The following is a 20,344-nucleotide window of genomic DNA, read 5'->3' as shown; positions in this document are numbered from 1 at the left end:
CTCCTCTCAGGCCGTGCGGGCAAGCTGGGCGTGGCGGGCATAGTGGTGCGCGCTGTCGCCGAACAGCGTGTCGAAGGCGACGAGCCGCTTGAAATAGGCGCCGACCTCGAGCTCCTCGGTGACCCCCATGCCGCCGTGGAGCTGGATCGATTGTTCGCCGACGAAGCGTGCGCATTTGCCGATCTTGGCCTTCGCGCCCGATGCGGCGCGAGCGCGTTCGAGCGGGAAGCTATCGGCATTCAGCGCAGCGCGGAGCGCCATCGAGCGGGCTTCGTCGACCTGGATCGCCATACCGGCGAGGCGGTGGCGGATCACCTGGTTGGCGGAGAGCGGCCGGCCGAACTGTTTTCGGATCTTGGTGTAGTCGAGCGTCGTCTCCAGCAACGTCTGCATGATGCCGACGGCTTCTGCACCGAGCGCGGCCATGGCGCGATCGACGGCCCATTCGACCGCCGGCAGCGCGTCCTTGCCGTCGCCGAGCAGAGAGTCCTCCGGCAGCTGCACGCCTGACAGTTCGACATTGCAGGCGCGTCCGCCGCCGAGGCGCGGATAATCGGTGAGCGCGAGCCCCGGCGCGGTTGCCGGCACCAGAAACAGGCCGAGCCGCCCCGACGGCCCGTGATGATCATGGAGGTGCGCAGAGACGATGATCTCGTCGGCGGCGTGGCCATCGAGCACGGCGATCTTGCTGCCTTCGAGCCGCCAGCCTTGCGCTGTCTTGGTTGCTGATGTCGCGACCTTGGCAAGATCGAACCTCGCCGCACGCTCGGAATGTGCAAACGCCAGCTTGAATGATCCGTCGGCGATCTTGGGCAGGCTGGCCTGCTTCTGTGCCGTACTGCCGCATTTCTCGATCAGCGCAGCGCCCAGCACGATCGTCGCGATATAGGGCTCCGATACCAGTCCGCGTCCGAAGGCTTCCATCAAGATGCCGATCTCGACCGGCCCGCCGCCGAGACCGCCGAACTCTTCCGCAATCGGCAGCGCCAGCCAGCCGAGCTCGGCGAACTGCTTCCACACCATGGGGCTGAAGCCGAGCGGATCGTTCGCCATTTTGCGGCGGTGGTCGGCATCATAGCTCTCGGCCATGAAGCGTTCCGCGCTCTCGCGCAACAGCCGTTGCTCGTCGCTGAGATTGAGGTCCATGTTTCTACTCCGCGGCCGCCGGCTTGCGCACGGAAGGATGCAGTCCGGATGGATCGATCACCATGCCGAATTCCTGAAGATTGTGGGCGTGACAGAGCTGATGCAGTGCAAAGGCCTGGTCGATCGCGGCGGGCTGGCCCATCACGTCGACGGAGCGGTTCACCGCTTCCTTGGTCAGCTTCAGTGCGAAGGACGGCTTTGAAGCGATCCGGCGCGCCAGCTCCAGCACCTTCGATGAAAGCTCCGCGCGCGGTACGACCTGGTTCACCATGCCCAGCTGATGCGCCTCCTGTGCGCTCCAGCTGTCGGCCGTAAACAAGAACTCCTTGGCCTTGCGCGGCCCCAGTTCCCAGGGGTGCACGAACCATTCGACGCCGCAGACGCCCATGGTGACGACAGGGTCGCAGAACTGCGCGTCGTCGCTGGCAACAATGAGATCGCAGGCCCATGCCAGCATCAAGCCGCCGGCAATGCATTTGCCATGCACCTCGGCGACTGTGGGCTTGGCGAGGTTGCGCCAGCGTCGCGTGATCTGAAGATATATTTCCTGCTCGCGAGCGAAGCGACCATGGGCATTGGGTTCGGCAAAGCCACCCCAATTTCCCACAGGCGGAAAATCGACGCCCGCGACATTTTTGCCGCCAGGGCGCAGATCATGACCCGAGGAGAAATGCGGCCCGTTGCCGGCGAGGATGATCACCTTGACCGTGTCGTCCTGCACCGCCGCGTCGAAGGCGGCGTTGAGGTCGTAGGTCATTTGCAGGTTCTGCGCATTGCGCGCCTCGGGCCGGTTCATCACAACCCTGGCAATCGCGGGCTCCGGCCGCTCCACCAGAATGGTCTCGAACGAGGACATGGCGCGCTCCCCTGTCTTATTGTTTGCGTCGAGTTGACTATGCCGCGTGGTGATAGGCAAGAGGCTTGCGTCCGGGCGCCGCTTTTCGCGCCACTGCAACATCTGGCGCCTCATGCGCGCAATCTGGTAGTTTGCGTTCGATTCCACCGGGAGAAATTTGATGCGTAAGATCCTGACCGTGCTGGCAGCGCTGGCCTCGCTCAGCCTCACCAATTGCGGCTACAACGCGATCCAGAGCGAGGACGAGCAGATCAAGGCCAACTGGTCCGAGGTGGTGAACCAGTACCAGCGCCGCGCCGACCTCGTGCCCAATCTGGTCAATTCGGTGAAGGGCTTTGCGCAGCAGGAAAAGGACGTTCTGCTCGGCGTCACCAATGCCCGCGCCAAGGTCGGCAGCATTCAGGCGACGCCCGAGGTGTTGAACGACCCGGCCGCCTTCCAGAAATTCTAGGCCGCCCAGGGCGAGCTCTCCAGCGCGTTGTCGCGGCTCCTTGTCGTTACAGAGAATTATCCGCAGCTCAAATCGGATGCCCTGTTCAAGGATCTGATGTCGCAGCTCGAGGGCACCGAGAACCGCATCACGGTCGCGCGCAACCGCTACATCAAGTCGGTGCAGGAATATAACGTCACCATCCGCTCCTTCCCGAGCAACCTCACCGCCATGATGTTCGGCTACAAGGAGAAGCCGAACTTCTCGGTTGAGAACGAGAAGGAAATTTCGACCGCGCCGAAGGTCGATTTCAACCCGGCGCCCGCGCCGTCGAAGTAACTGTACTTCGTTTGCGAATGGCTTTCACCCCACAGAACGCTGTCATCCCCCGCGAAAGCGGGGGATCCAGTACGCCGCGGCTTCTCCGTAGGCCGCTAGCGCCTCTGGAATTCTGGATCGCCCGGTCAAGCCGGGCGATGACACTGAGGGTGTGGTTTGCAGCCATCGTTGCGGCGTTCCTCGTTAACTTCACAACCCCCGTCCTCGCCGACGTCGCGGTCCCACAGCTCACCGGCCGCGTGGTCGACCGCACTGGCACGCTGTCGAGCGGCGATATCGCCGCGCTGTCGCAAAAGCTCAGCGATTTCGAGATGCGCAAGGGTAGCCAGATCGCGGTGCTGATCGTGCCGACGACGGACCCGGAGACGATCGAGCAATTCTCGATCCGTGTCGCGGAGGCCTGGAAGATCGGCCGCAAGAAGATCGACGACGGCGCCATCCTGGTGGTCGCCAAGAACGACCGGCATCTGCGCATCGAAGTCGGCTACGGTCTCGAGGGCGCGCTGACCGACGTCACCTCGCGGCGCATCATCGACGAGGTCATCACGCCGAAATTCAGGGAGGGTGATTTCGCCGGCGGCATCTCGGCCGGCGTCGACCGGATGATGCGCGTCGTGGATGGCGAACCGCTGCCGGTGCCTTCGCGCAGCGTCAACTTTGCCAATCTGGACGACATCGGCCCGGCTGTCCCGTTCGTCCTGTTCGCCTCGCTTGTCGTCGGCGGATTCCTGCGCGCATTGCTGGGGCGACTGCTCGGTTCGGTCGCGACCGGCAGCGTGATCGGCCTGCTGGCGTTGCTGATCCTCGGGTAGGGCGCACTGGCTTTGCTCGCCGCGATCATCGGTTTCGTGCTGTCCTTCATCGCCGATCTGTTTCCGGCCTCGACCGGCTCCTCGCGCGGCGGCTCGTGGTCGGGCGGATCCTCGTCCGGCGGCTGGAGCAGCGGATCGTCGTCCAGCGGCGGCTTCAGTGGCGGCGGCGGCAGCTTTGGTGGCGGCGGCGCCTCGGGGAGCTGGTAGCCATGAGCATCAGGCGTATTGCGAGGCATCTCCTCCAGCACCACTGGCGCGCCAGACGGGTGTTTACTCAAGCCGTGCTCGACCGCATCGAGCAGGCGATCAGGCAGAGCGAGAAGACGCATTCCGGCCAGGTCCGTTTCGTCGTCGAGGGCGCACTCGATGGCCGTCCGCTGTTCCGCAATCAGCATGCCCGCGCGCGTGCGCTCGACGTGTTCTCGCATTTGCGGATCTGGGACACAGCGCACAACAACGGCGTGTTGATCTATCTGCTGCTCGCCGATCGCGACGTCGAGATCATCGCCGATCGCGGCATCGACGCGAAAGTCGGCGCGGCGGGCTGGGAGGCGATCTGCCGCACGATGGAGACCGCGTTCAGCGCGGGCCAGTTCGAGCGCGGCGTGATCGACGGCATCGCGGCGGTGTCGCGGGAGCTCGCCAGGCATTTCCCGCCGTCGGGTGCGCATCCGAACGAGCTGCCGGACAAGCCGGTGGTGATGTGAGCCTAGTTGTCATTGCGAGGAGCCCTTGCGACGAAGCAATCCAGAATCTCCCAGCGGAAAGATTCTGGATTGCTTCGCTGCGCTTGCAATGACGGTAGAGACACCGTGCCTAATCATCCAGCTTGTTCAGATCCCGCACCGACTGCATGATCGGTTCGAAATTCGCGCGCGCGTCGAGCGCGTCGAACAGTTGCGCGGTGTCCTCCAAGAGGCCGTGCGACCGGGCAATGGCGATGCGAACGTCCTCCTGTGGTGTATCGGATAGCCGCCCGTGGCCCGACAGCAGGATCCTGGCGTCCAGCCCCTTCAGCCGCTCCAGCGACTGGATGTAGTCGGAAATACTGCCGGAGCCGAACACGCCGCCCATCACGCCGCCGGGCATCAAGGTGTCGGCGGCGAACAACAGGCCCTTGTCCTGATCGAACAGCGTGATGCAGGCCGAGGTATGGCCCGGCGTGTACATGACGTTGAGACGGAAATTGCCGAGATCGATCAGATTGCCTTCCTCGAGCCAGATGTCGATGTTGATCGGCACGTTCGGCTCGTTGAACATCTTGCGCAGCATCGAGAAATCGTCGCGCAGCATGATCTTGTTGGCGGCCAGCCGATGCGCGGCGACATAGGTGCGGCGCTCGTTGAAATGCCAGGCCGCGCCGATATGGTCGAGATGCTCATGGCTCAGCACCACCATGTCGATCTTCTCCGGCGGACATCCGGCGAAGTGCAGGCACTCCACCATCGCCGGATAGTTCGACGACAGCCCGACGTCGATCAGGATGGTGCGCGCCGAGCCGCGTACGAGATAGGCGTTGGCGGCGCGGTTGGAGAAGCGGATCTGGAAGACATCGTCCGCCGCCTGGATCAGCGAGCAGACCTCGTTCTTCATCAGGATCGGGAATGCGGTCGGCTTTCGGTCGCTCATGATTGCCCCGTCCGGTAGGTGACCGCGTTGGAGGCGCGCAGGCGCTTCGAGAGCGCGTCCATCACCATCAGTGCGAACGCCGGCTGCTGGCTGACGAGATAGACGAAGCGCGCGTGATTGATCCGCATCACCTTCGTGTCTGGTGCGGATGCGATCGCGGTTGCCGAGCGGGCCGAGCCGTCGATCACGGCCATCTCGCCGAAGAACTCGCCCTTGCCGAGCTTGATGATGCTGGTCTTGCGCGCGCCGTCGAGTTTGGCGATCTCGACTTCGCCGTCGAGCACGACGAACAATTCGCGGCCGGTCGAGCCCTCCTCGAAGATGACGTCATCGACATCAAACGCGTTGATGCATTTCTCGATCGTCATGGCACCCCCCAAACGCCTTCTGGCTGACGGGACGCCCCATGTTAGCCGGGGAACAATCACCGGCAAACACTCCTTCGGCTGGTGAGCATGGCCTACCGCAGAGCAGCATTGGCTGACGATTTGTTGCACGCCGCCACGCCGGTTCCACTTTCCCGACCCAATTCGGCCCCGGACGAGTTCCTAAAATTTCGGTAAGCGGGTCCCGAGGTAAGGAATTCGCAAGCAATGAAAGTTACCAAAAGGTCAACCTGGACTGGAGTATTTGAGCCGTGAGCGAACCCATGCCCGAACTGGCCGGCCAAGAGACCAACGACCGGACTGGCGCTGTTGAGGCCGCCGCCGGCATCGAGGCCCCCTCGATCGCCCCCGACCACGAGACGCCGCCCAAGCCTGATCAGATCAAGCCGGATGCTCCGAAGGTCGAGCCGCCCCGCGTCGAGGTCCCGAAATTCGAGGCCAAGAGCGAACCCAAGGCCGAACCCAAGGCCGAGCCGAAGCCGGGCAAGCTGATCGTCATGGCGCCCTCGGAGCGGTCTTGGGAGCGCGAAGAGTTTGCCCCGCATGTGAAGGCCGATGACGTGCGCGAGACCGGCAGCAAGCGTCGCCTGTCGGCGATGGCTGCTGTGGTGGCGATCGCGGCCTGCGTCGGCGCCATCAGTGGTGCGCTCGCGACCGCGGGCATGATGCATTTCGCCGCCGCTCCGGCGCCTGCGCAGGTCACCGATACCAGCGCGCTCGACGCCTCCATTGCGCGGATCGATGGCGATATCGTCGCGCTCAAGGCCAATGTCGAGCACACCTCGAAGGCCGGCCTCAGCCAGATCAACCGGACCAACGACCGTCTCGACAAGCTCGAGAAGGCGCAGGCCGAACCGATGGCCAAGCTCGCAAAACTGTCCGAGACCGTCGATAAGCTGCGCGCCACCCCGCCCGCCGCCCCCGCGCAGGCGGCCGCAGCAGTGCCTGCGAACGAGACCACCGGCACGATCGCGCCGGCTCCGGCCCAGGTCGCGACAGCCGCTGCCGCGCCGGCCGCACCCAAGACCGAGGTCGGCCGTCTGCCGACGATCGAAGGCTGGCGGCTGCGCAACGCGGCCAACGGCGGTGCGCTGATCGAGGGCCGTGGCGGCTTGTACGAGGTCTATCCCGGCGACCCCATTCCCGGTCTCGGCCGCGTCGATGCGATCCGCCGCCAGGACGGCCGCTGGGTGGTCGTCACCCCCAAGGGCCTCATCGTCGCGCGCTGAGCGTCCGATAGCCGAATTTCAAACAGGCGCTTCACCACCGCGTGAAGCGCCTTTTGACTTGAATAGGCTGTCATGCGCGGTGTTAGTTGAGGCATGAGCCGCGCGCTGCGAATTCTCCTGGCCGTCACACTGTTGCTTGGCGGCGTCATGTCGCTCTCGGCAGCGGAGAAGGGGCCGCTCGTTCGCGGCACCGCGATCACCGATCCTGATCTCCTGCGCAAGCTCGACCAGAGCGATGCGCTGTCGATCTCGCGGCTGTTGCAGCCCGAGCGTAACGGCAATTTTCCGCTGACGAGCGATGTGCTGTTCGCCTCGCTGCCGCAGCTCAAGGAGATTCCACCAGCGATCGATGCGGAGTTCGACCGCTACATCGCCCGGCACAAGCAGGCCTCCCCGAGCGAAACCATCGGCGTCGGCCAGGGTTTCGACGTCGAGCTGTTCGATCGGGGCAATCTGAAGTCCGCCGACACGCGCTTCGTGCTGGCCGGCATCGTCAACCGCATGGACCGCGCCTATGTCTCGGAAGAGAGCTGCGGCGAGATCCGGCTGATCTATCGTCTGGCGCGGTTCGATGCCGGCAATACCGCGACGCGCCTGCCGATGACGTTCAACCTGGTGATGAAGGCCCGCGATGCGCGCCAGTTCGACCAGAACGGCAAGCCCGTCACTTGCGCCGAGGTGGCGCAGCGCTGGCTCGACAATGGCGACTGGCAGGGGCTGATCGGCAGCCGCACCCCGCCTTACGACGCGATGATCGACCGTATCGAGACCAACATCCAGATCTCGATCGCGCCGAAATCGGCACTGCACGATTTCCGCTCCGATTATCTGCTCAAGGTGTTCAAATACGATGCCGCCACCAGGATGTTCGTGGAATCGACGCTGGAGAACCAGATCGACCGCGATCGCATCCTCGCCGATGACGCACTCCGGCGCGACTTCAAGGACTGGCTGCTGACGCCGGCGAATCTGCGCGAGTTCGATCGCGGCACCGTGCTGATCCCGGAGAGGTATCTCGCCAAGGCGGCGGTGACGCCGACACCGGCGGGCCTTGATGCTTCGACATTGCAGCCGGAGTTCGGGATGATGCAAGGCGAGGGCGAGAGCGATCCTCTCTTCACCGACAACGACGTCGTCGGCGCGCTGAAGCAGGCGGCCGCGCGCGGCATCGCCATGGACAACATCCGCTCGGTCGCGGGCTTCCAGCGCCGCCTCAACGATGTCACCTGCTCGGGTTGCCACCAGACCCGCGGCATCGGCGGCTTCCATTTCCCGGGCGTGGACTGGCTGACGGACGGGGCGTCGAATTCCACCATCGTGCCGGCCTCACCGCATTTCTTCGGTGACCAGATCCGCCGCCGCGACATCCTGACCGCGTTTGTCGAAGGCAAACGCCCTGATTTTTCACACGGATTTGCCAGCCGCCCGCAAACCCGCGGCAACCGTGAGCTCGCCGGTACCGAATATCAGGATGGCTGGGGCGCTCATTGTTCCCTGCAAAATGCAGGATCGGGAACGGCCGACAAGAGTTTTACGTCATGGACCTGTGCTAAAGGTCTCACATGTCAGCCTGCGGCGGCCTCGAGCCGCATCGGCATGTGCTTCATCAAGACGCGTTAGCGCATGATCCGGAAAAGTGTGTAGCGGTTTTCCGATCAGATCATGCGCAAATCAAGCGACCCAACCGGTTCGGATGACCCATGACGGACACCAGCGAAGCCAACAAGGAGCGCAATCGCGAGATCGCGCAGAATGAGGAAGCCAAGCAGGTCGCCGGCAGCGTCCGCGTCAGCGCCTCGGCTGTCGCGGCGGCGGTCATCATCTGCGGAATCCTGTTCACGCTCGGCTGGCTGGCGCTGAGATAATAGCCGCTCTCACTTCGCGTAGTTCGTCATCCGTTTTCCGGGCAAGAGCTCGTAGGCCGGCTTCCAGCCCGGCAGCGCGGCCATGCGGCCGAGCCAGGCGTGGATGGCGGGATGGCTTTCCGCGAAATCAAAGCCGTGCTCGTCATCAGGATAGTGCAGATAAGCCATCATCGAGATATCGGCGATGGTCGGCTTGGCGCCGATCGCGAACGCGTTGTGCTGGAGATGGCCGTCGAGAATGCCGAGGAAATCGTCGAGCCGCCGGCGAAAGTGCTTCAGCACCTGCGGATCGTTCTTCTCGGTGAAGGCCCGCATGAAGCGGTAGGTCGCCATGTAGCCGGTGAGCTTGTGATTGTCCCAGAACAGCCAGCGCAGCAGCTCGAATTGTTCGGCTTCCGTCTCGGCGCCGAAGCGGCCGTATTGTTCGGCCAGCTTGAGCAGGAGGGGTGCGGTCTGCGTCATCTTCACGCCGTCGACCTCGAGCACGGGAATTTCGCCCATCTCGTTCACGTTCCGGCGCCATTCCGCCGTGCGCGTGACTCCGCCGCCGAAATCGGTCCACACAGGCTCGAACGTCTCGCCGCAAAGCGTGAGCATCAGCGCCAGCTTGTAGCTGTTGCCGGATTCAGGGAAGTAGTGCAGGCGATAAGCGGGCATGGGACCTCGCGGCATTCCGTGTTTTGCCGATGACTATACCGACATGGTTCTACCCCGTCATTGCGAGCGCAGCGAAGCAATCCAGCAATGCATCCGCGGTGGGATTCTGGATTGCTTCGCTGCGCTCGCAATGACGGGTCGAGAGCAGTGCGTCGCTACCCCACCGCCCCCTTCGCCCGCAGCTGCTGAATCGCGGCTTCGTCGTATCCCGCGCCACGCAAAATCTCGTCACTGTGCTCGCCGACGCCGGGCGGCTTGCGCGGCTGGACCTTCTTGGTGCCGTCGATCCAGATCGGGGAGTTGATGGTGAGCATGGTGTCGTTCTCGAACGGCACCAGCACTTCGTTATCGAGCATCTGCTTGTCGTTCGGAATATCGTCGAGAATGCCGACGATGCCGAACACCAGCCCGCTGCCGTCGAGAATCCTGCGCCATTCGGCGAGGTCTTTGGTCGCAAAAATCTCGTCAAAAATCTTGATGAGCTCGACCGAGCGGGCGTGGCGGTCGGGCTTGGTGGCGAAGCGCGGATCGTTGATCAGGTCCTCGCGTCCGAGGCATTTGGCCAGCGTCGGCCACTGCTTCTCTTCGCTGAGCAGCGACAGGATCAGCCAGCGGCCGTCCTTGCACTGATAGTGGTTGGCGACCGCATTGAGCGCGCGCTCGCGCGGCCGCCGCTCGCCGAACTTGGCGCCGCAGAGCTTGGCCTGCGCCAGCACGCTGGCGGCCCAGACGCCGTTGGCCATCAGGTTGGAGGCGACGTGCGAGCCCTTGCCGGTCTTCTCGCGCTGGTACAGCGCGGTGACGATCGCGCTGTACAGCGCCATGGCGCAGGGATGGTCGCCCATGCCGGCGACCGAGCGGGCCGGTGTGGTGTGGGTATCGGCGCGAACGAGGTCCATCAGGCCGGAGCGCGCCCAATAGGCGTTGCTGTCGAAGCCGGGCTTGTTGGCTTCCTCGCCCTTTTCACCATAGCCGGTGAAGGAGGCGTAGATCAGCCGGTCGTTGAGATGGGCGAGATGGTCATAGGAGATGCCGAGCCGGCCGCGCACCGGCGGCGGCATGTTGGTGATGAAGACATCGGCTTGTTCCACCAGTCTGTAGAGCACGGCCTGCGCCTCGGGCTTGGAGAGGTCGAGCGCGAGGCTCTTCTTGTTGCGGGCCTCGAGCAGCCAGGCGAAATTATGTTCGCTGGTGGGATAGCCGGGCAGGTTGGGCAGATTGCGGTAGGGATCCCCGGCGCCGGGCGGCTCGATCTTGATGACGTCGGCGCCGAAGTCGGACAGCACGGTCGCAGCCGCGGGCGCCGCGATGAAGCTTGCGCAGTCCAGAACCTTGAGCCCTGCAAAAATGCCTTTTTCCATCGCGGCGTTGCTCCCTCGCTCTTGTTGTTTCCCGCCGGCTGGAATTGGCGCGGGCACGTCGTGGGAGCCATTAGACCGATGTTTTGGCGGGATGCAACGGTATCGGGCGCAGGGCCTTACTCCTCTCCCGCAAGCAGCGCAGCGTTGCCGCCGGCCGCGGCGGTGTTGATGGTCACGGTCTGCTCGGTGGCGAAGCGTGCGAGATAGTGCGGGCCGCCGGCCTTGGGACCTGTTCCGGACAGGCCATTGCCGCCGAACGGCTGCACGCCGACCACGGCGCCGATCATGTTGCGATTGACGTAGATGTTGCCGACCTGGACGCGGTCGATGATGGCCTCAATCGTGTCGTCGATGCGCGAGTGGACTCCAAGCGTCAGTGCGTAAGCAGTGCGCTCGATCGCCTGCAGCACGTGTCCGAGCGTCTCGGCGCGGTAGCGCACCACATGCAGGATCGGGCCGAACACCTCCTCGGTGAGCTGGCCGGCATCCCTCAGTTCGAAGATGTGAGGCGCGACGAAGCAGCCCTGCGGAGCTGTGCCCGCAAAATGCAGCCGGGCCTCGCTTTTCATCCGCGCGATGTGGGCATCGAGCCGCTGCTTGGCCTCGTTGTCGATCACTGGCCCGACATGGGTAGCGACATCTGCGGGATCGCCGATCTTGAGCTCGCGCGCGGCCCCCGCGATCATCTCGATCATGCGGTCGGCGACGTCCTCCTGCACGAACAAGAGCCGCAGCGCCGAGCAGCGCTGGCCGGCGGAGCGGAACGCTGAGGTCACGACGTCGTCGGCAACCTGCTCGGGCAGCGCGGTCGCATCCGCGATCATGGCGTTGATGCCGCCGGTCTCCGCGATCAGCGGCACGATCGGCCCGTCCTTGGCGGCGAGCGTCCGGTTGATGTGACGGGCGACCTCGGTCGAGCCGGTGAAGACGACGCCAGCGATGTCAGGCTGCGCGGTGAGCGCCGCGCCGATGCGGCCGTCGCCGGTGACGAGATGCAGCGCGCTTCTCGGGATACCTGCCTCGTGCAGCAGCGCGACAGCCTCGCGTGCGATGCGCGGCGTCTGCTCGGCAGGCTTGGCCACGACGCTGTTGCCGGCCATCAGCGCCGCGGTGACCTGTCCGAGGAAAATCGCCAGCGGAAAATTCCATGGCGAGATCGCGATGAAGACGCCGCGGCCGCGCAGCGCGAGCGTGTTGCTCTCGCCGGTCGGGCCCGGCATCGCTGTCTCGCTGCCGAACAGTTTTCGGCCCTGAGCTGCATAATAGCGGCAGAAATCGGCGGCTTCGCGCAGCTCGGAGAGCGCATCGTCAAGCGTCTTGCCGCCTTCGCGCTGAAGCAGCGCGATGTACTGTGCGCTGCGGCTCTCCAGCAGATGCGCGGCCTGCTCCAGCGCCGCCGCGCGCGTCCAGGCCGGCGTCCGGCTCCATCCGGCAAAGCCGGCGCGGGCCGCGACGACCGCCGCGCCCGCCTGTTCGGGCGTGGCGTCGGGGACCGGCTTTAGGTCGGGAGTCGCAGCCTTGACGTCGGCGAGCAGCCGGTCGAGCGCCGTGCGCTCGCCGAACTCGATGCCGGCTGAATTATGCCGCTCGGGCGCGAACAGATCGCCCGGCAACGGGATCCTGGCGTGATGGGCGTGATCCGGACGGACGATGAGATCGACCGGGCGCTTCAACAGCGCCGGCACCGGCACGCGATAATCGGCGGCCTGCGCCACGAAGGAGGAGTTGGCGCCGTTTTCGAGCAGTCGGCGCACCAGATAGGCGAGCAAATCGCGATGGCTGCCGACCGGGGCATAGGTGCGATAGGCGATCTCGGGGTGATCCCTGGCGAGCTGCTCGTAGAGCGCTTCGCCCATGCCGTGCAGGCGCTGGAATTCGAAGCCGCCGCTCTCGCCCGCGAGCTCCAGCACCGTTGCGACGGTGAGCGCGTTGTGGGTGGCAGATTGAGGAAATATGCGCGGGCGCAGTCCCAAGAGCTTCGATGCGCAGGCGACGTAGTTCAGATCCGTCATCGCCTTGCGGGTGAACACCGGATAGCCGTCGAGCCCGCGCTCCTGCGCGCGCTTGATCTCGGTGTCCCAATAGGCGCCCTTGACCAGACGCACCATCAGCTTGCGATCATGCGCGCGGGCCAGCTCGTGGACGTATTCGATCACCGCGCTGGCGCGCTTCTGATAGGTCTGGATCGCAAGGCCAAAACCGTCCCAGCCTTTGAGCGAGGCATCGGCCAGCGTTGCCGCGATGACGTCGAGCGACAGCTCCAGCCGGTCGGCCTCCTCGGCATCGACCGTGAAGTTGAGGTCATACGCCTTGGCGCGCCGCGCAAGATCCAGCAACTGCGGCACCAGTTCGCGCATCACGCGGTCGCGGCTGATCGCCTCGAAGCGCGGATGCAGCGCCGAGAGTTTGACGGAGATACCTGGGCGGTCGGGCAGGGGATGGTTGCCCGCAGCCTTGCCGATCGTCTCGATGGCGCTCGCATAGGCGTCGAAATAGCGTCGCGCATCCGCCGCCGTGCGCGCGCCTTCGCCGAGCATGTCGAAGGAGTAGCGCGACTTCTGACCAGAGCGCGGCTTGCCTCGCTCCAGCGCCTGCTCGATGGTCTCGCCCAGCACGAAATGATTGCCCATCAGCCGCATCGCCTGGCGCGTGGCGGTGCGCACTGCCGGCGCGCCCAGCCGCTTTACCAGCCGGCCGATGGTGCCGTCGGGCGTTTCGCCGGGCTGGATCACCCGCGCGGAGAGACCAAGCGCCCAGGCCGAGGCGTTGACCAGGAACGCCGTGGACTTGGTCTCGTGATGGATGAAGTCACCCTCGCCGAGCTTGTCCTCGATGAACTGGTCGGCGGTGCGGGCATCCGGCACGCGCAGCAGCGCCTCGGCCAGCACCATCAGCGCAAGGCCCTCCTTGGTGGAGAGCGCGAACTCGCGCAGCATGTCCTCGACCCCGCCGAGCCGGTCGTCGCGCTTGCGGATCGCCTCAATCAGCCGCGTTGCCGTGCGGTCGATCCGGGCTTCCTGCGCTGGGCTGAGATGCACCAACGGAAAGAGGCGCGCAGCGATGTCGGCGTCATCAGGCGCGTAGGGGGCAGAGAAGGGGGGCGGGAGGTTTGGCATGGCGTGTCCTGTAGCTGAGATCAGGATAAGACCCGCGCGACCGTGGTTCGATAGACAAATTATCTGATTTGCCTTACGAAATTAAAGTAAGGAGCTGTATAACCGGATAAAATATGGATCTCGATCGCATTGACCGGAAAATCCTCGCCATTTTGCAGGAGGATGGGCGAATCGCCAATGTCGAGCTCGCCGAGCGCATCGGCCTGTCGCCGACGTCAATCGGCGAGCGGCTGAAGCGGTTGCAGCGCGAGGGCTTTGTCGAAGGCTATGGCGCGCGCCTCAATCCGCACCGGCTCGGGCTAGGCTTGCTCGTGTTCGTCGAGGTGCTGCTCGACAAGACCACGCCCGACAATTTCGAGCGCTTTGCGCGCGCGGTGAAGCTCGCGCCCGAAGTGCTGGAGTGTCACATGGTTGCAGGCGGCTTCGACTATCTGGTGAAGGCGCGGCTGGCGGACATGACCGCGTATCGGCGCTTCCTCGGCGAGACCCTGCTGTCGATGCCGGGCGTGCGCGAGACGCGCACCTATGCGGTGATGGAGGAGATCAAGCGCGACGCACCGTTGCCGGTGGGCTGACCACATGCGGTCGCGATTGTCGTTGCTGTGGGGTTGATCGGCGATCTCTCCAGGCAAAAAGCCTTTCGCGTGCAGTCGCAACGCCTGTCGTCGAATGCACTGATCGTCTTCTAATTTTTTTTGGCCTCACTCCCGGATGAGATCCGGGAGGCAGCAAAGGCTGGCGGGCTTATACTTTGAGGTTCTCTGCGGACGTCTTGCCCCGGTTTGCGATCTCTTCATATTCAACCGTCTGTCCCTCGTTGAGCGAGGACAGGCCGGCTTTCTGCACTGCCGAGATATGCACGAACACATCCTTGCCGCCCGACGCAGGCTGGATAAATCCATAACCCTTCGTCGGGTTGAACCACTTGACCGTACCTTTGGGCATCACGTCTTCTCCGCGGGTCTTCCTCCGAGATCACGAACCGCTAGTCCCCGCCAACCAGCCGGTTCGGTTCTACAGGATACGCGGAATGTGGCGGGCTTGGTAGATCAAACCACATCCGCATTTTACCGAAATTCGCTCAACTTCGCGGCGTTTTTGCCGGATTTGCCCGTTTCGCGGTCAATTGGCCCTGATGCCGTCAATAAGTCGCGGCCAGATAGTCGACGATCTTGCCGACGTCGCCCTCGGCGATCGGCGCGCCGTAGACCTTGATCATCTTGGTCACCTCGGCCTGCCAGAAGGCTTTCTTGTCCTTCATCGGCGGCTGGGTCGCGATGTAGTCGGACGAATGGCAGGCGGCGCAATTGCCCTGCACCACTTCGAGATTTGGCCCGGGCCTGAAGGCTGCGGTCTCATCCGGTGTCTTGTAATTGATCGGGGCGGCGATGGCCGACCCGACCAATGCGGCGGCGGCGAGCGCGATGGCGCTGAGAACGGTGCGCTGCATGATCATTCTCCTCAGGCCACGTTGACGCGGACGGTTTCGACGACGTTGCGCAAATAGCCCGCAGGGTTCCAGCGCGGCGTGTCCGGCTGTGTCTCTCCGGAATTGCTGGTGGCGCGCACCTTGAGCTCGACCTCTCCAGCCGCAAGCTTCACCGGTAGCTTCCATTCCCGGAACGAGTAATTGCCGAGGTCCTTGCCGAGCCTGGCCGAGGCCCAGGTCTTGCCGCCGTCGGTGGAGACCGAGACGTCTTTGATGCCCTTGCCGCCGTCGAAGGCGATGCCACGCAGCGTCGTCCGTCCGGCCTTCAGCTTGGCGCCATCAGGCACGTTGGTGATGAAGGAGCGGATGGTGAAGCGGTTGATCGGGATCGTCGCTTTCGGTGTCGTGCCGGGCTCGACCGAATTGTCCGGGGTGTCAGGAATCCGGTAGGCCGACTTCATCCAGAAGCCGTCATAGACGCCGTCGATGACGGTGATCTCGTTGAGGTGTTTGACCCAGTAGGTGCCGTAATAACCTGGTACGACCAGGCGCAGCGGGAAGCCGTTGAGGAACGGCAGATCCTCGCCGTTCATGCCATAGGCCAGCATCACCTCGCCATCGGCGGCGTGGGCGAGATCCAGCGCCTTGGCGAAGTCAGGCGTCTTGTCGATGACCGGACCGTCCATGCCGCCGAAGACGACCTGCTTGGCGCCGGCCTGCACGCCCGCCATGTCGAGCACGGTCTTGAGCGACACGCCGCGCCAGCGCGCATTGCCCATCGCGCCATTGGCGAGCTGGCCACCGGCGACCCGCGGCTCGAAGAAGCCGCGGCTGTTGCCGGAACATTGCGTGACGGCGACGATCTCGGTCGCCTTCATCTTCTTGATGTCCTTCAGCGACAGTTTGAGCGGCTTGTCGACCTTGCCCTTGACCTCGAGCGTGAACTTATCGGGGTCGAGATCGTAGGGCAGGCCGGCGAGGTGATAGCGCACGAAGAACGCGTTGTTCGGCGTGATCGGGCCGTCGTTGAAGATTGCAAACGGCGTCTCGAGCTGCGGCGGACGGCTGGTGAGCCCGATCATCGGCCGCTTCTGCGGATATTTCACCAGTGGCCGCTCGCCATTGCCGAACGGCAGCGTCACGGTCTCGAGTGCCAGGGCCTTGGTGGAATTCAGTGTGGCCGCCATGGCGGCAAGGCCCGCTCCTTTGAGCAGGTCGCGTCGGTCGAACATTCAGGTCTCCTCCCGGAGCTTTTCGTTGCCTCGCGGTCATCACCGCAAGACCTGCGCTCATCTGTCTCAACCATCAGGTTGAAGTCAATTCGTGCTTTCGCAGCAAGCCCATGCCGCTGCGCTGCAACAGGCCGGTGTTACGCGGTGATGATTCTTGCTTCACCTCTCCCGCTTGCGCGAGAGGCCGGGAGGGCTTTTTCCTCTGGGGGATTGTCCCATTGCGGAGATACCCTCTCCCGCAAGCGGGAGAGGGAGCGCAGCTGTCCGCGTGGATCGCTTTACGCCGCGACGCGCTCGCCGCCGGCGATGAGGGCGGACAATGTCCTGGTATCTGCAACGACGCGCACCACCATCGGCTCGTCGCGGCCGCGGATCGCGACCTCCTGCTTCGGTAGCGCATCGTCGTGAAGGCCGGCGGTGCGGCGGACCTCCTCGGAGACGATCGCCTCGCACTGAAGCGTTTTGGTCATGTCCTGAAGCCGGGCTGCGACGTTGACGGCATCGCCAAGCGCCGTGAAGACGATGTGGTCGCGATAGCCGATGTCGCCGATGATGACCTCGCCGCCATGGACGCCGATGCCGAAGCGGATCGGCTGGCGCAGATCGTGGCTCAGCAATTCGTTGAGCTCGTCCACATGGGTTGCGATGCCCGCCACCGCCTTCAGAGCCTGCCGGCACGCAGTGTGCGGATCGGTCGTGAGGCCGAACAGGGCCAACATGCCGTCGCCGACGAACTGGTTCGGCTGACCGCCATTCTCGATCACCGCCTGCGACACCGCGCCGAGGAAACGATTGACGATGAAGACGGTGTCGAACGGCAAACGCTTCTCGGCAAGCTGCGTCGAGCCGCGCATGTCGACGAACAGGCTGACGAGATAGCGCTCCTGGCCGATCCTCGCGGGCGACGACGCCTGTGCGTTCGCCGACAGCATCTGTGGCATGAACAGCTGGAAGAAGGAGAGATCGCAATCCGGCCGCAGCTGGCAGGCCAGCCGGATCGAGGGATCGGCGGTGCCGACGCGGGCCAGCACGAAAGCTTCGCGCTGCGATGGCTCGGGCAGGGCGCCGTGGTCGCCGATGATGCGGATGCGGCAGGTCGAGCAGCGGGCGCGGCCGCCGCAGACGCTGGCATGCGGCACGTTGTGGCGCAGGCTCGCCTCCAGCACGGAGAGCCCCTTGGGCACGCGCACCGTCTTGCCGTTGCCATAGGACAGCGCGATCATGCCGCCGCGCCGCTCGCGCCAGCCGCGCACGCCGCGTCCGAGCAGCGCCAGGCCGAGTAGCCCGATATAGCTGATGGTGAGCGCGCCGGTGATGCGGTCGAGCGTGTCGGCCTGGGCGAACGTGCCGACCTCGCGCTGCGTGTAATTTTGCTTGCGCCAGTCTCCGTCTTCGCTGTCGGCAGCGACGCTGCGGCCGCCCTGGTAGATGCCGAGCAGCGCCAGCGTTGGAATCAGTACGGCGGCCGCCAGCAAATAGGGCGCCGCGCGGGTGAAGAACGGTTTCAGCCGAAGCCAGAAATAGATGCCGATGCAGCCGTGCACCCAGGCGACGATCAGCAGGATCGTCATGGTCCAGAGCCGGGCGGGCGCCACGACGAAAAAGAGATAAAGCTCCTGCGGATACAGCTTCTCGTGCCCGTACAGCATCTGGCCGAGCCGGATGCCGATCACATGGGCCATCACCAGCGCGGGGATGCTCAGCCCCAGCAAGAGCTGCAGCGGCTCGATCGTCCGCCAGCGGAACTGGCGGCGCTGGTAAAGCGCGTAGACGCCGAGACCCATATGGGTGAGGGCGGCGGTGTAGAACACGATCGCGACCGGGAGGAACTGCCAGAACGCGACGTGGTAATAGACCCCGGCCTGCATCGCATCGACCGAGATATTGCCGAGCGCGTGGTTGAGGAAATGGCTGACCACATAGGCGAACAGGATAATTCCGCAGACCAGCCGGACCTGCCGCGCGCTGGTGGAGCGGACGAGTTCGGGCAATCGCAAAAGGACGGTCCTGGCCATGATTCGGTTGTATCAGCTCATTAAGGAGAACAGCCAGCGGAGAGTTAAATTCCGCCGGGTCGATGGCCGATCCGATCACATGCGCGACAAGGTTACGTAACGGTAAGTCTTGTAAGGTGGGCAAAGGCGGATCAGCGCCGTGCCCACCGTTTTGCCTCCACACCCCCGCTATCATCCCGGGCCGCGCTTCGCTTGCCCGGCATGACGGTGGCCACATTGACTCCCCCTCCCAAGTCGGGGAAAAGCGCGGCCGTGACGATCGCTCCCGACATCTCCGTGAAGCCCCACGACGCCTCGCGCCGGCCGCTTGTGGTGGCCGCGCTGGTGATTGCCGCGATGACGGTGCTGCGCATCGTCTACGCCTCCGCGATCGAGCTGCGCACCGACGAAGCCTATTACTGGACCTGGTCGAAAGAGGCGGCATTGAGCTTCCTCGATCATCCGCCCGGCATTGCCTGGCTGATCCGCTTCGGCACCGCGATCTTCGGCGACACCGTGCTCGGCGTCCGCTTCGGCGGCATTGTCGCGATGCTGGTGATGCAGCTGCTGCTCGCCGATATGGTCCGCCGCCTCACCCATGACGTGCGCGCGATCGTGGTGGCGGTGCTGATGCCCGAGGCCGCGCTCTATTACGGCCTGCTGATGGCCAAGGTCGCGCCCGATGTTGCCATGATCCCGTTTGCGGTAGCGATGATGTGGTCCCTGGTGCGGCTTGCTCAGAGCGGGGACGGCCGCTGGTGGCTCGCCGCTGGCCTGTTCGCAGGACTCTCGCTGCTGTCGAAATTCACTGCCATCATGTTCGCGCCGGCGGTTGCTGCGTTCCTGCTGGTGCCGGATTGGCGCTGGCGCTGGCTGCGCAGTCCCTATCCTTATCTGGCGGTGCTGATCGCGATCGCCGTGTTTTCGCCGGTGCTGATCTGGAATGCGCAGCACGACTGGGCCTCGTTCCGCTTCCAGGGCGTGCGCGCCACCGCCAATTACGGCATCTCGCTGCGAACCGTCGGCGACTACATCGGCCTGCAACTCGGCCTCGTCGGTTTCGTCATGCTGCCGGTGGTGCTGTCGGGCCTCGTCCTGACGGCATGGCGCGGCACTCGCTCCCGCGAGCCGGTGGCGATCCTGCTCTCGACCGCGGTGCTGGTGCCGTTCGTCTACTTCTTTCTCAAGTCGTTTACACTCAGGGTCGGTGACACCTGGCCGATGTTCATGTGGCCGGTCGGTTTTGCCGCTGCCGCGGTGAATCTAACGATGCTGCCTGGAGAAGGTTGGTCGGCACGGATGATCCGCTCGAGCATCTTTTGGGCGGAAACGGCGCTGGTGTCCGGGATCGCCTTCGTCGTAATCGTGTTCCTTTATTACGCCGCCGCGCCCTGGAACTTGCTCGGCAAGATGGATCCGATCGGCGCGGAGGCCGGCTACGAGCAGGTCGCCGCACGCGCCCAGGCCGCGCTCGACGAGACCGGCGCGACCTGGATCGCGACCACGGATTATCGCACCTATGCCATGATGCGCTGGCTGTTCCGCGGCCGCGTTCCCGTAGTCGAGATCAACGAGCGCGGCCGCTTCCAGGATTTCCATGATCCTGGCATGGACAGGATCAGGGGACACGTAGGACTCTATGTCGGTCGCCAACCCGATGATCATTCACCTCTGTGGGAGACAATCCCCGCGACGCGCACGCCAGTGGGGCAAGTCGAACGCCGCTGGCGTGGAGTCCTGATCGATACCTATACGCTCGACAAGCTCACCGGATGGACCCCGCAGCTCTCGCCGCCAAAGGACTCGCCGCTGTTCCAGTGGCGCGTGCTGGCGGGGCAGTTTGAGGTTCGTCCGCTCGCCTAG

Annotated in this window: 17 protein-coding genes and 2 pseudogenes; 8 read left to right on the top strand and 11 right to left on the bottom strand. The window is 64.4% G+C overall.

Annotated features, from left to right (window positions below; genetic code table 11):
- Positions 1-6 precede the first annotated feature (6 nt).
- A complete protein-coding gene (locus X265_RS30515; RefSeq protein WP_128968197.1) occupies positions 7-1,146 on the bottom strand; it encodes an acyl-CoA dehydrogenase family protein in 1,140 nt (379 codons plus the stop codon).
- Between the two features lie 4 nt (positions 1,147-1,150).
- On the bottom strand, positions 1,151-2,002 hold the full coding sequence (locus tag X265_RS30510) for an enoyl-CoA hydratase (RefSeq protein WP_128968196.1): 852 nt from the start codon (positions 2,000-2,002) through the stop codon (positions 1,151-1,153).
- A gap of 160 nt (positions 2,003-2,162) precedes the next feature.
- Here X265_RS30510 and X265_RS30505 point away from each other — a divergent pair.
- The 3 genes and pseudogenes from X265_RS30505 (at position 2,163) to X265_RS30495 (ending at position 4,290) form a co-directional block, all read left to right on the top strand.
- Positions 2,163-2,771: pseudogene (locus X265_RS30505) on the top strand (LemA family protein).
- A gap of 137 nt (positions 2,772-2,908) precedes the next feature.
- Positions 2,909-3,790 (top strand): annotated as a pseudogene (locus tag X265_RS30500) (TPM domain-containing protein).
- Positions 3,791-3,792: 2 nt separating this feature from the next.
- Entirely contained in the window at positions 3,793-4,290 is a 498-nt protein-coding gene (locus tag X265_RS30495) for a TPM domain-containing protein (RefSeq protein ID WP_128968195.1), read from the top strand.
- A 109-nt stretch (positions 4,291-4,399) separates the two neighbouring features.
- Here the strand turns inward: X265_RS30495 and X265_RS30490 are convergent, their stop codons facing one another.
- Complete coding sequence (locus tag X265_RS30490; protein ID WP_128968194.1) at positions 4,400-5,212, bottom strand: MBL fold metallo-hydrolase; 813 nt, start codon at positions 5,210-5,212, stop codon at positions 4,400-4,402.
- The gene (locus X265_RS30485; protein WP_128968193.1) at positions 5,209-5,580 is read right to left on the bottom strand and encodes a cyclic nucleotide-binding domain-containing protein; all 372 of its coding nucleotides are present in this window, start codon (positions 5,578-5,580) and stop codon (positions 5,209-5,211) included. The genes X265_RS30490 and X265_RS30485 overlap by 4 nt, the downstream gene beginning before the upstream one ends.
- A gap of 281 nt (positions 5,581-5,861) precedes the next feature.
- Here X265_RS30485 and X265_RS30480 point away from each other — a divergent pair, with 281 nt between their 5' ends.
- The 3 genes from X265_RS30480 to X265_RS40800 all read left to right on the top strand — a co-directional run bounded on the left by X265_RS30480 (position 5,862) and on the right by X265_RS40800 (position 8,692).
- Positions 5,862-6,827: a hypothetical protein gene (locus X265_RS30480; protein WP_164939064.1), complete on the top strand. Its 966-nt coding sequence runs from the start codon at positions 5,862-5,864 to the stop codon at positions 6,825-6,827.
- A gap of 93 nt (positions 6,828-6,920) precedes the next feature.
- On the top strand, positions 6,921-8,447 hold the full coding sequence (locus tag X265_RS30475; RefSeq protein WP_128968191.1) for a hypothetical protein: 1,527 nt from the start codon (positions 6,921-6,923) through the stop codon (positions 8,445-8,447).
- An 80-nt stretch (positions 8,448-8,527) separates the two neighbouring features.
- A complete protein-coding gene (locus X265_RS40800; protein ID WP_164938865.1) occupies positions 8,528-8,692 on the top strand; it encodes a hypothetical protein in 165 nt (54 codons plus the stop codon).
- A gap of 9 nt (positions 8,693-8,701) precedes the next feature.
- Here the strand turns inward: X265_RS40800 and X265_RS30470 are convergent, their stop codons facing one another.
- From X265_RS30470 to putA, 3 genes are all read right to left on the bottom strand, one after another.
- The gene (locus tag X265_RS30470) at positions 8,702-9,349 is read right to left on the bottom strand and encodes a glutathione S-transferase family protein (protein WP_128968190.1); all 648 of its coding nucleotides are present in this window, start codon (positions 9,347-9,349) and stop codon (positions 8,702-8,704) included.
- A 155-nt stretch (positions 9,350-9,504) separates the two neighbouring features.
- Complete coding sequence (locus X265_RS30465) at positions 9,505-10,710, bottom strand: CaiB/BaiF CoA transferase family protein (RefSeq protein ID WP_128968189.1); 1,206 nt, start codon at positions 10,708-10,710, stop codon at positions 9,505-9,507.
- A 116-nt stretch (positions 10,711-10,826) separates the two neighbouring features.
- Positions 10,827-13,826: a bifunctional proline dehydrogenase/L-glutamate gamma-semialdehyde dehydrogenase PutA gene (putA, locus tag X265_RS30460; RefSeq protein ID WP_128968188.1), complete on the bottom strand. Its 3,000-nt coding sequence runs from the start codon at positions 13,824-13,826 to the stop codon at positions 10,827-10,829.
- A 113-nt stretch (positions 13,827-13,939) separates the two neighbouring features.
- On the opposite strand from putA, the gene X265_RS30455 reads away from it, so the two are divergent.
- Positions 13,940-14,401 (top strand): Lrp/AsnC ligand binding domain-containing protein, encoded by a 462-nt coding sequence (locus X265_RS30455; protein ID WP_128968187.1) that lies wholly within the window; start codon positions 13,940-13,942, stop codon positions 14,399-14,401.
- Positions 14,402-14,570: 169 nt separating this feature from the next.
- On the opposite strand, the gene X265_RS30450 is transcribed toward X265_RS30455, so the two are convergent.
- The 4 genes from X265_RS30450 to X265_RS30435 all read right to left on the bottom strand — a co-directional run bounded on the left by X265_RS30450 (position 14,571) and on the right by X265_RS30435 (position 18,502).
- Positions 14,571-14,771, bottom strand: a complete 201-nt coding sequence (locus X265_RS30450; protein ID WP_128968186.1) for a cold-shock protein — start codon at positions 14,769-14,771, stop codon at positions 14,571-14,573.
- Between the two features lie 196 nt (positions 14,772-14,967).
- Positions 14,968-15,276 (bottom strand): SorB family sulfite dehydrogenase c-type cytochrome subunit, encoded by a 309-nt coding sequence (gene sorB / locus X265_RS30445; protein ID WP_164938864.1) that lies wholly within the window; start codon positions 15,274-15,276, stop codon positions 14,968-14,970.
- Positions 15,277-15,287: 11 nt separating this feature from the next.
- Positions 15,288-16,487, bottom strand: a complete 1,200-nt coding sequence (gene sorA / locus X265_RS30440; RefSeq protein ID WP_128968184.1) for a SorA family sulfite dehydrogenase catalytic subunit — start codon at positions 16,485-16,487, stop codon at positions 15,288-15,290.
- A gap of 278 nt (positions 16,488-16,765) precedes the next feature.
- Positions 16,766-18,502: an adenylate/guanylate cyclase domain-containing protein gene (locus X265_RS30435; protein ID WP_128968183.1), complete on the bottom strand. Its 1,737-nt coding sequence runs from the start codon at positions 18,500-18,502 to the stop codon at positions 16,766-16,768.
- 336 nt (positions 18,503-18,838) lie between these two features.
- On the opposite strand from X265_RS30435, the gene X265_RS30430 reads away from it, so the two are divergent.
- The gene (locus X265_RS30430) at positions 18,839-20,344 is read left to right on the top strand and encodes a glycosyltransferase family 39 protein (RefSeq protein ID WP_373291733.1); all 1,506 of its coding nucleotides are present in this window, start codon (positions 18,839-18,841) and stop codon (positions 20,342-20,344) included.

The sequence above is a fragment of the Bradyrhizobium guangdongense genome, assembly GCF_004114975.1.
Classification (GTDB): domain Bacteria; phylum Pseudomonadota; class Alphaproteobacteria; order Rhizobiales; family Xanthobacteraceae; genus Bradyrhizobium; species Bradyrhizobium guangdongense.
The sequence above is the reverse complement of the archived record's forward strand: the minus strand, read 5'-3'. Positions and strand labels throughout refer to the sequence as shown.

Excerpts from the sequence above, each read along its gene's own strand:
- X265_RS30515 (WP_128968197.1), bottom strand. The coding sequence starts at position 1,146 with ATGGACCTCAATCTCAGCGACGAGCAACGGCTGTTGCGCGAGAGCGCG.
- X265_RS30510 (WP_128968196.1), bottom strand. The coding sequence starts at position 2,002 with ATGTCCTCGTTCGAGACCATTCTGGTGGAGCGGCCGGAGCCCGCGATT.
- X265_RS30495 (WP_128968195.1), top strand. The coding sequence starts at position 3,793 with ATGAGCATCAGGCGTATTGCGAGGCATCTCCTCCAGCACCACTGGCGC.
- X265_RS30490 (WP_128968194.1), bottom strand. The coding sequence starts at position 5,212 with ATGAGCGACCGAAAGCCGACCGCATTCCCGATCCTGATGAAGAACGAG.
- X265_RS30485 (WP_128968193.1), bottom strand. The coding sequence starts at position 5,580 with ATGACGATCGAGAAATGCATCAACGCGTTTGATGTCGATGACGTCATC.
- X265_RS30480 (WP_164939064.1), top strand. The coding sequence starts at position 5,862 with ATGCCCGAACTGGCCGGCCAAGAGACCAACGACCGGACTGGCGCTGTT.
- X265_RS30475 (WP_128968191.1), top strand. The coding sequence starts at position 6,921 with ATGAGCCGCGCGCTGCGAATTCTCCTGGCCGTCACACTGTTGCTTGGC.
- X265_RS40800 (WP_164938865.1), top strand. The coding sequence starts at position 8,528 with ATGACGGACACCAGCGAAGCCAACAAGGAGCGCAATCGCGAGATCGCG.
- X265_RS30470 (WP_128968190.1), bottom strand. The coding sequence starts at position 9,349 with ATGCCCGCTTATCGCCTGCACTACTTCCCTGAATCCGGCAACAGCTAC.
- X265_RS30465 (WP_128968189.1), bottom strand. The coding sequence starts at position 10,710 with ATGGAAAAAGGCATTTTTGCAGGGCTCAAGGTTCTGGACTGCGCAAGC.
- putA (WP_128968188.1), bottom strand. The coding sequence starts at position 13,826 with ATGCCAAACCTCCCGCCCCCCTTCTCTGCCCCCTACGCGCCTGATGAC.
- X265_RS30455 (WP_128968187.1), top strand. The coding sequence starts at position 13,940 with ATGGATCTCGATCGCATTGACCGGAAAATCCTCGCCATTTTGCAGGAG.
- X265_RS30450 (WP_128968186.1), bottom strand. The coding sequence starts at position 14,771 with ATGCCCAAAGGTACGGTCAAGTGGTTCAACCCGACGAAGGGTTATGGA.
- sorB (WP_164938864.1), bottom strand. The coding sequence starts at position 15,276 with ATGCAGCGCACCGTTCTCAGCGCCATCGCGCTCGCCGCCGCCGCATTG.
- sorA (WP_128968184.1), bottom strand. The coding sequence starts at position 16,487 with ATGTTCGACCGACGCGACCTGCTCAAAGGAGCGGGCCTTGCCGCCATG.
- X265_RS30435 (WP_128968183.1), bottom strand. The coding sequence starts at position 18,502 with ATGGCCAGGACCGTCCTTTTGCGATTGCCCGAACTCGTCCGCTCCACC.
- X265_RS30430 (WP_373291733.1), top strand. The coding sequence starts at position 18,839 with ATGACGGTGCTGCGCATCGTCTACGCCTCCGCGATCGAGCTGCGCACC.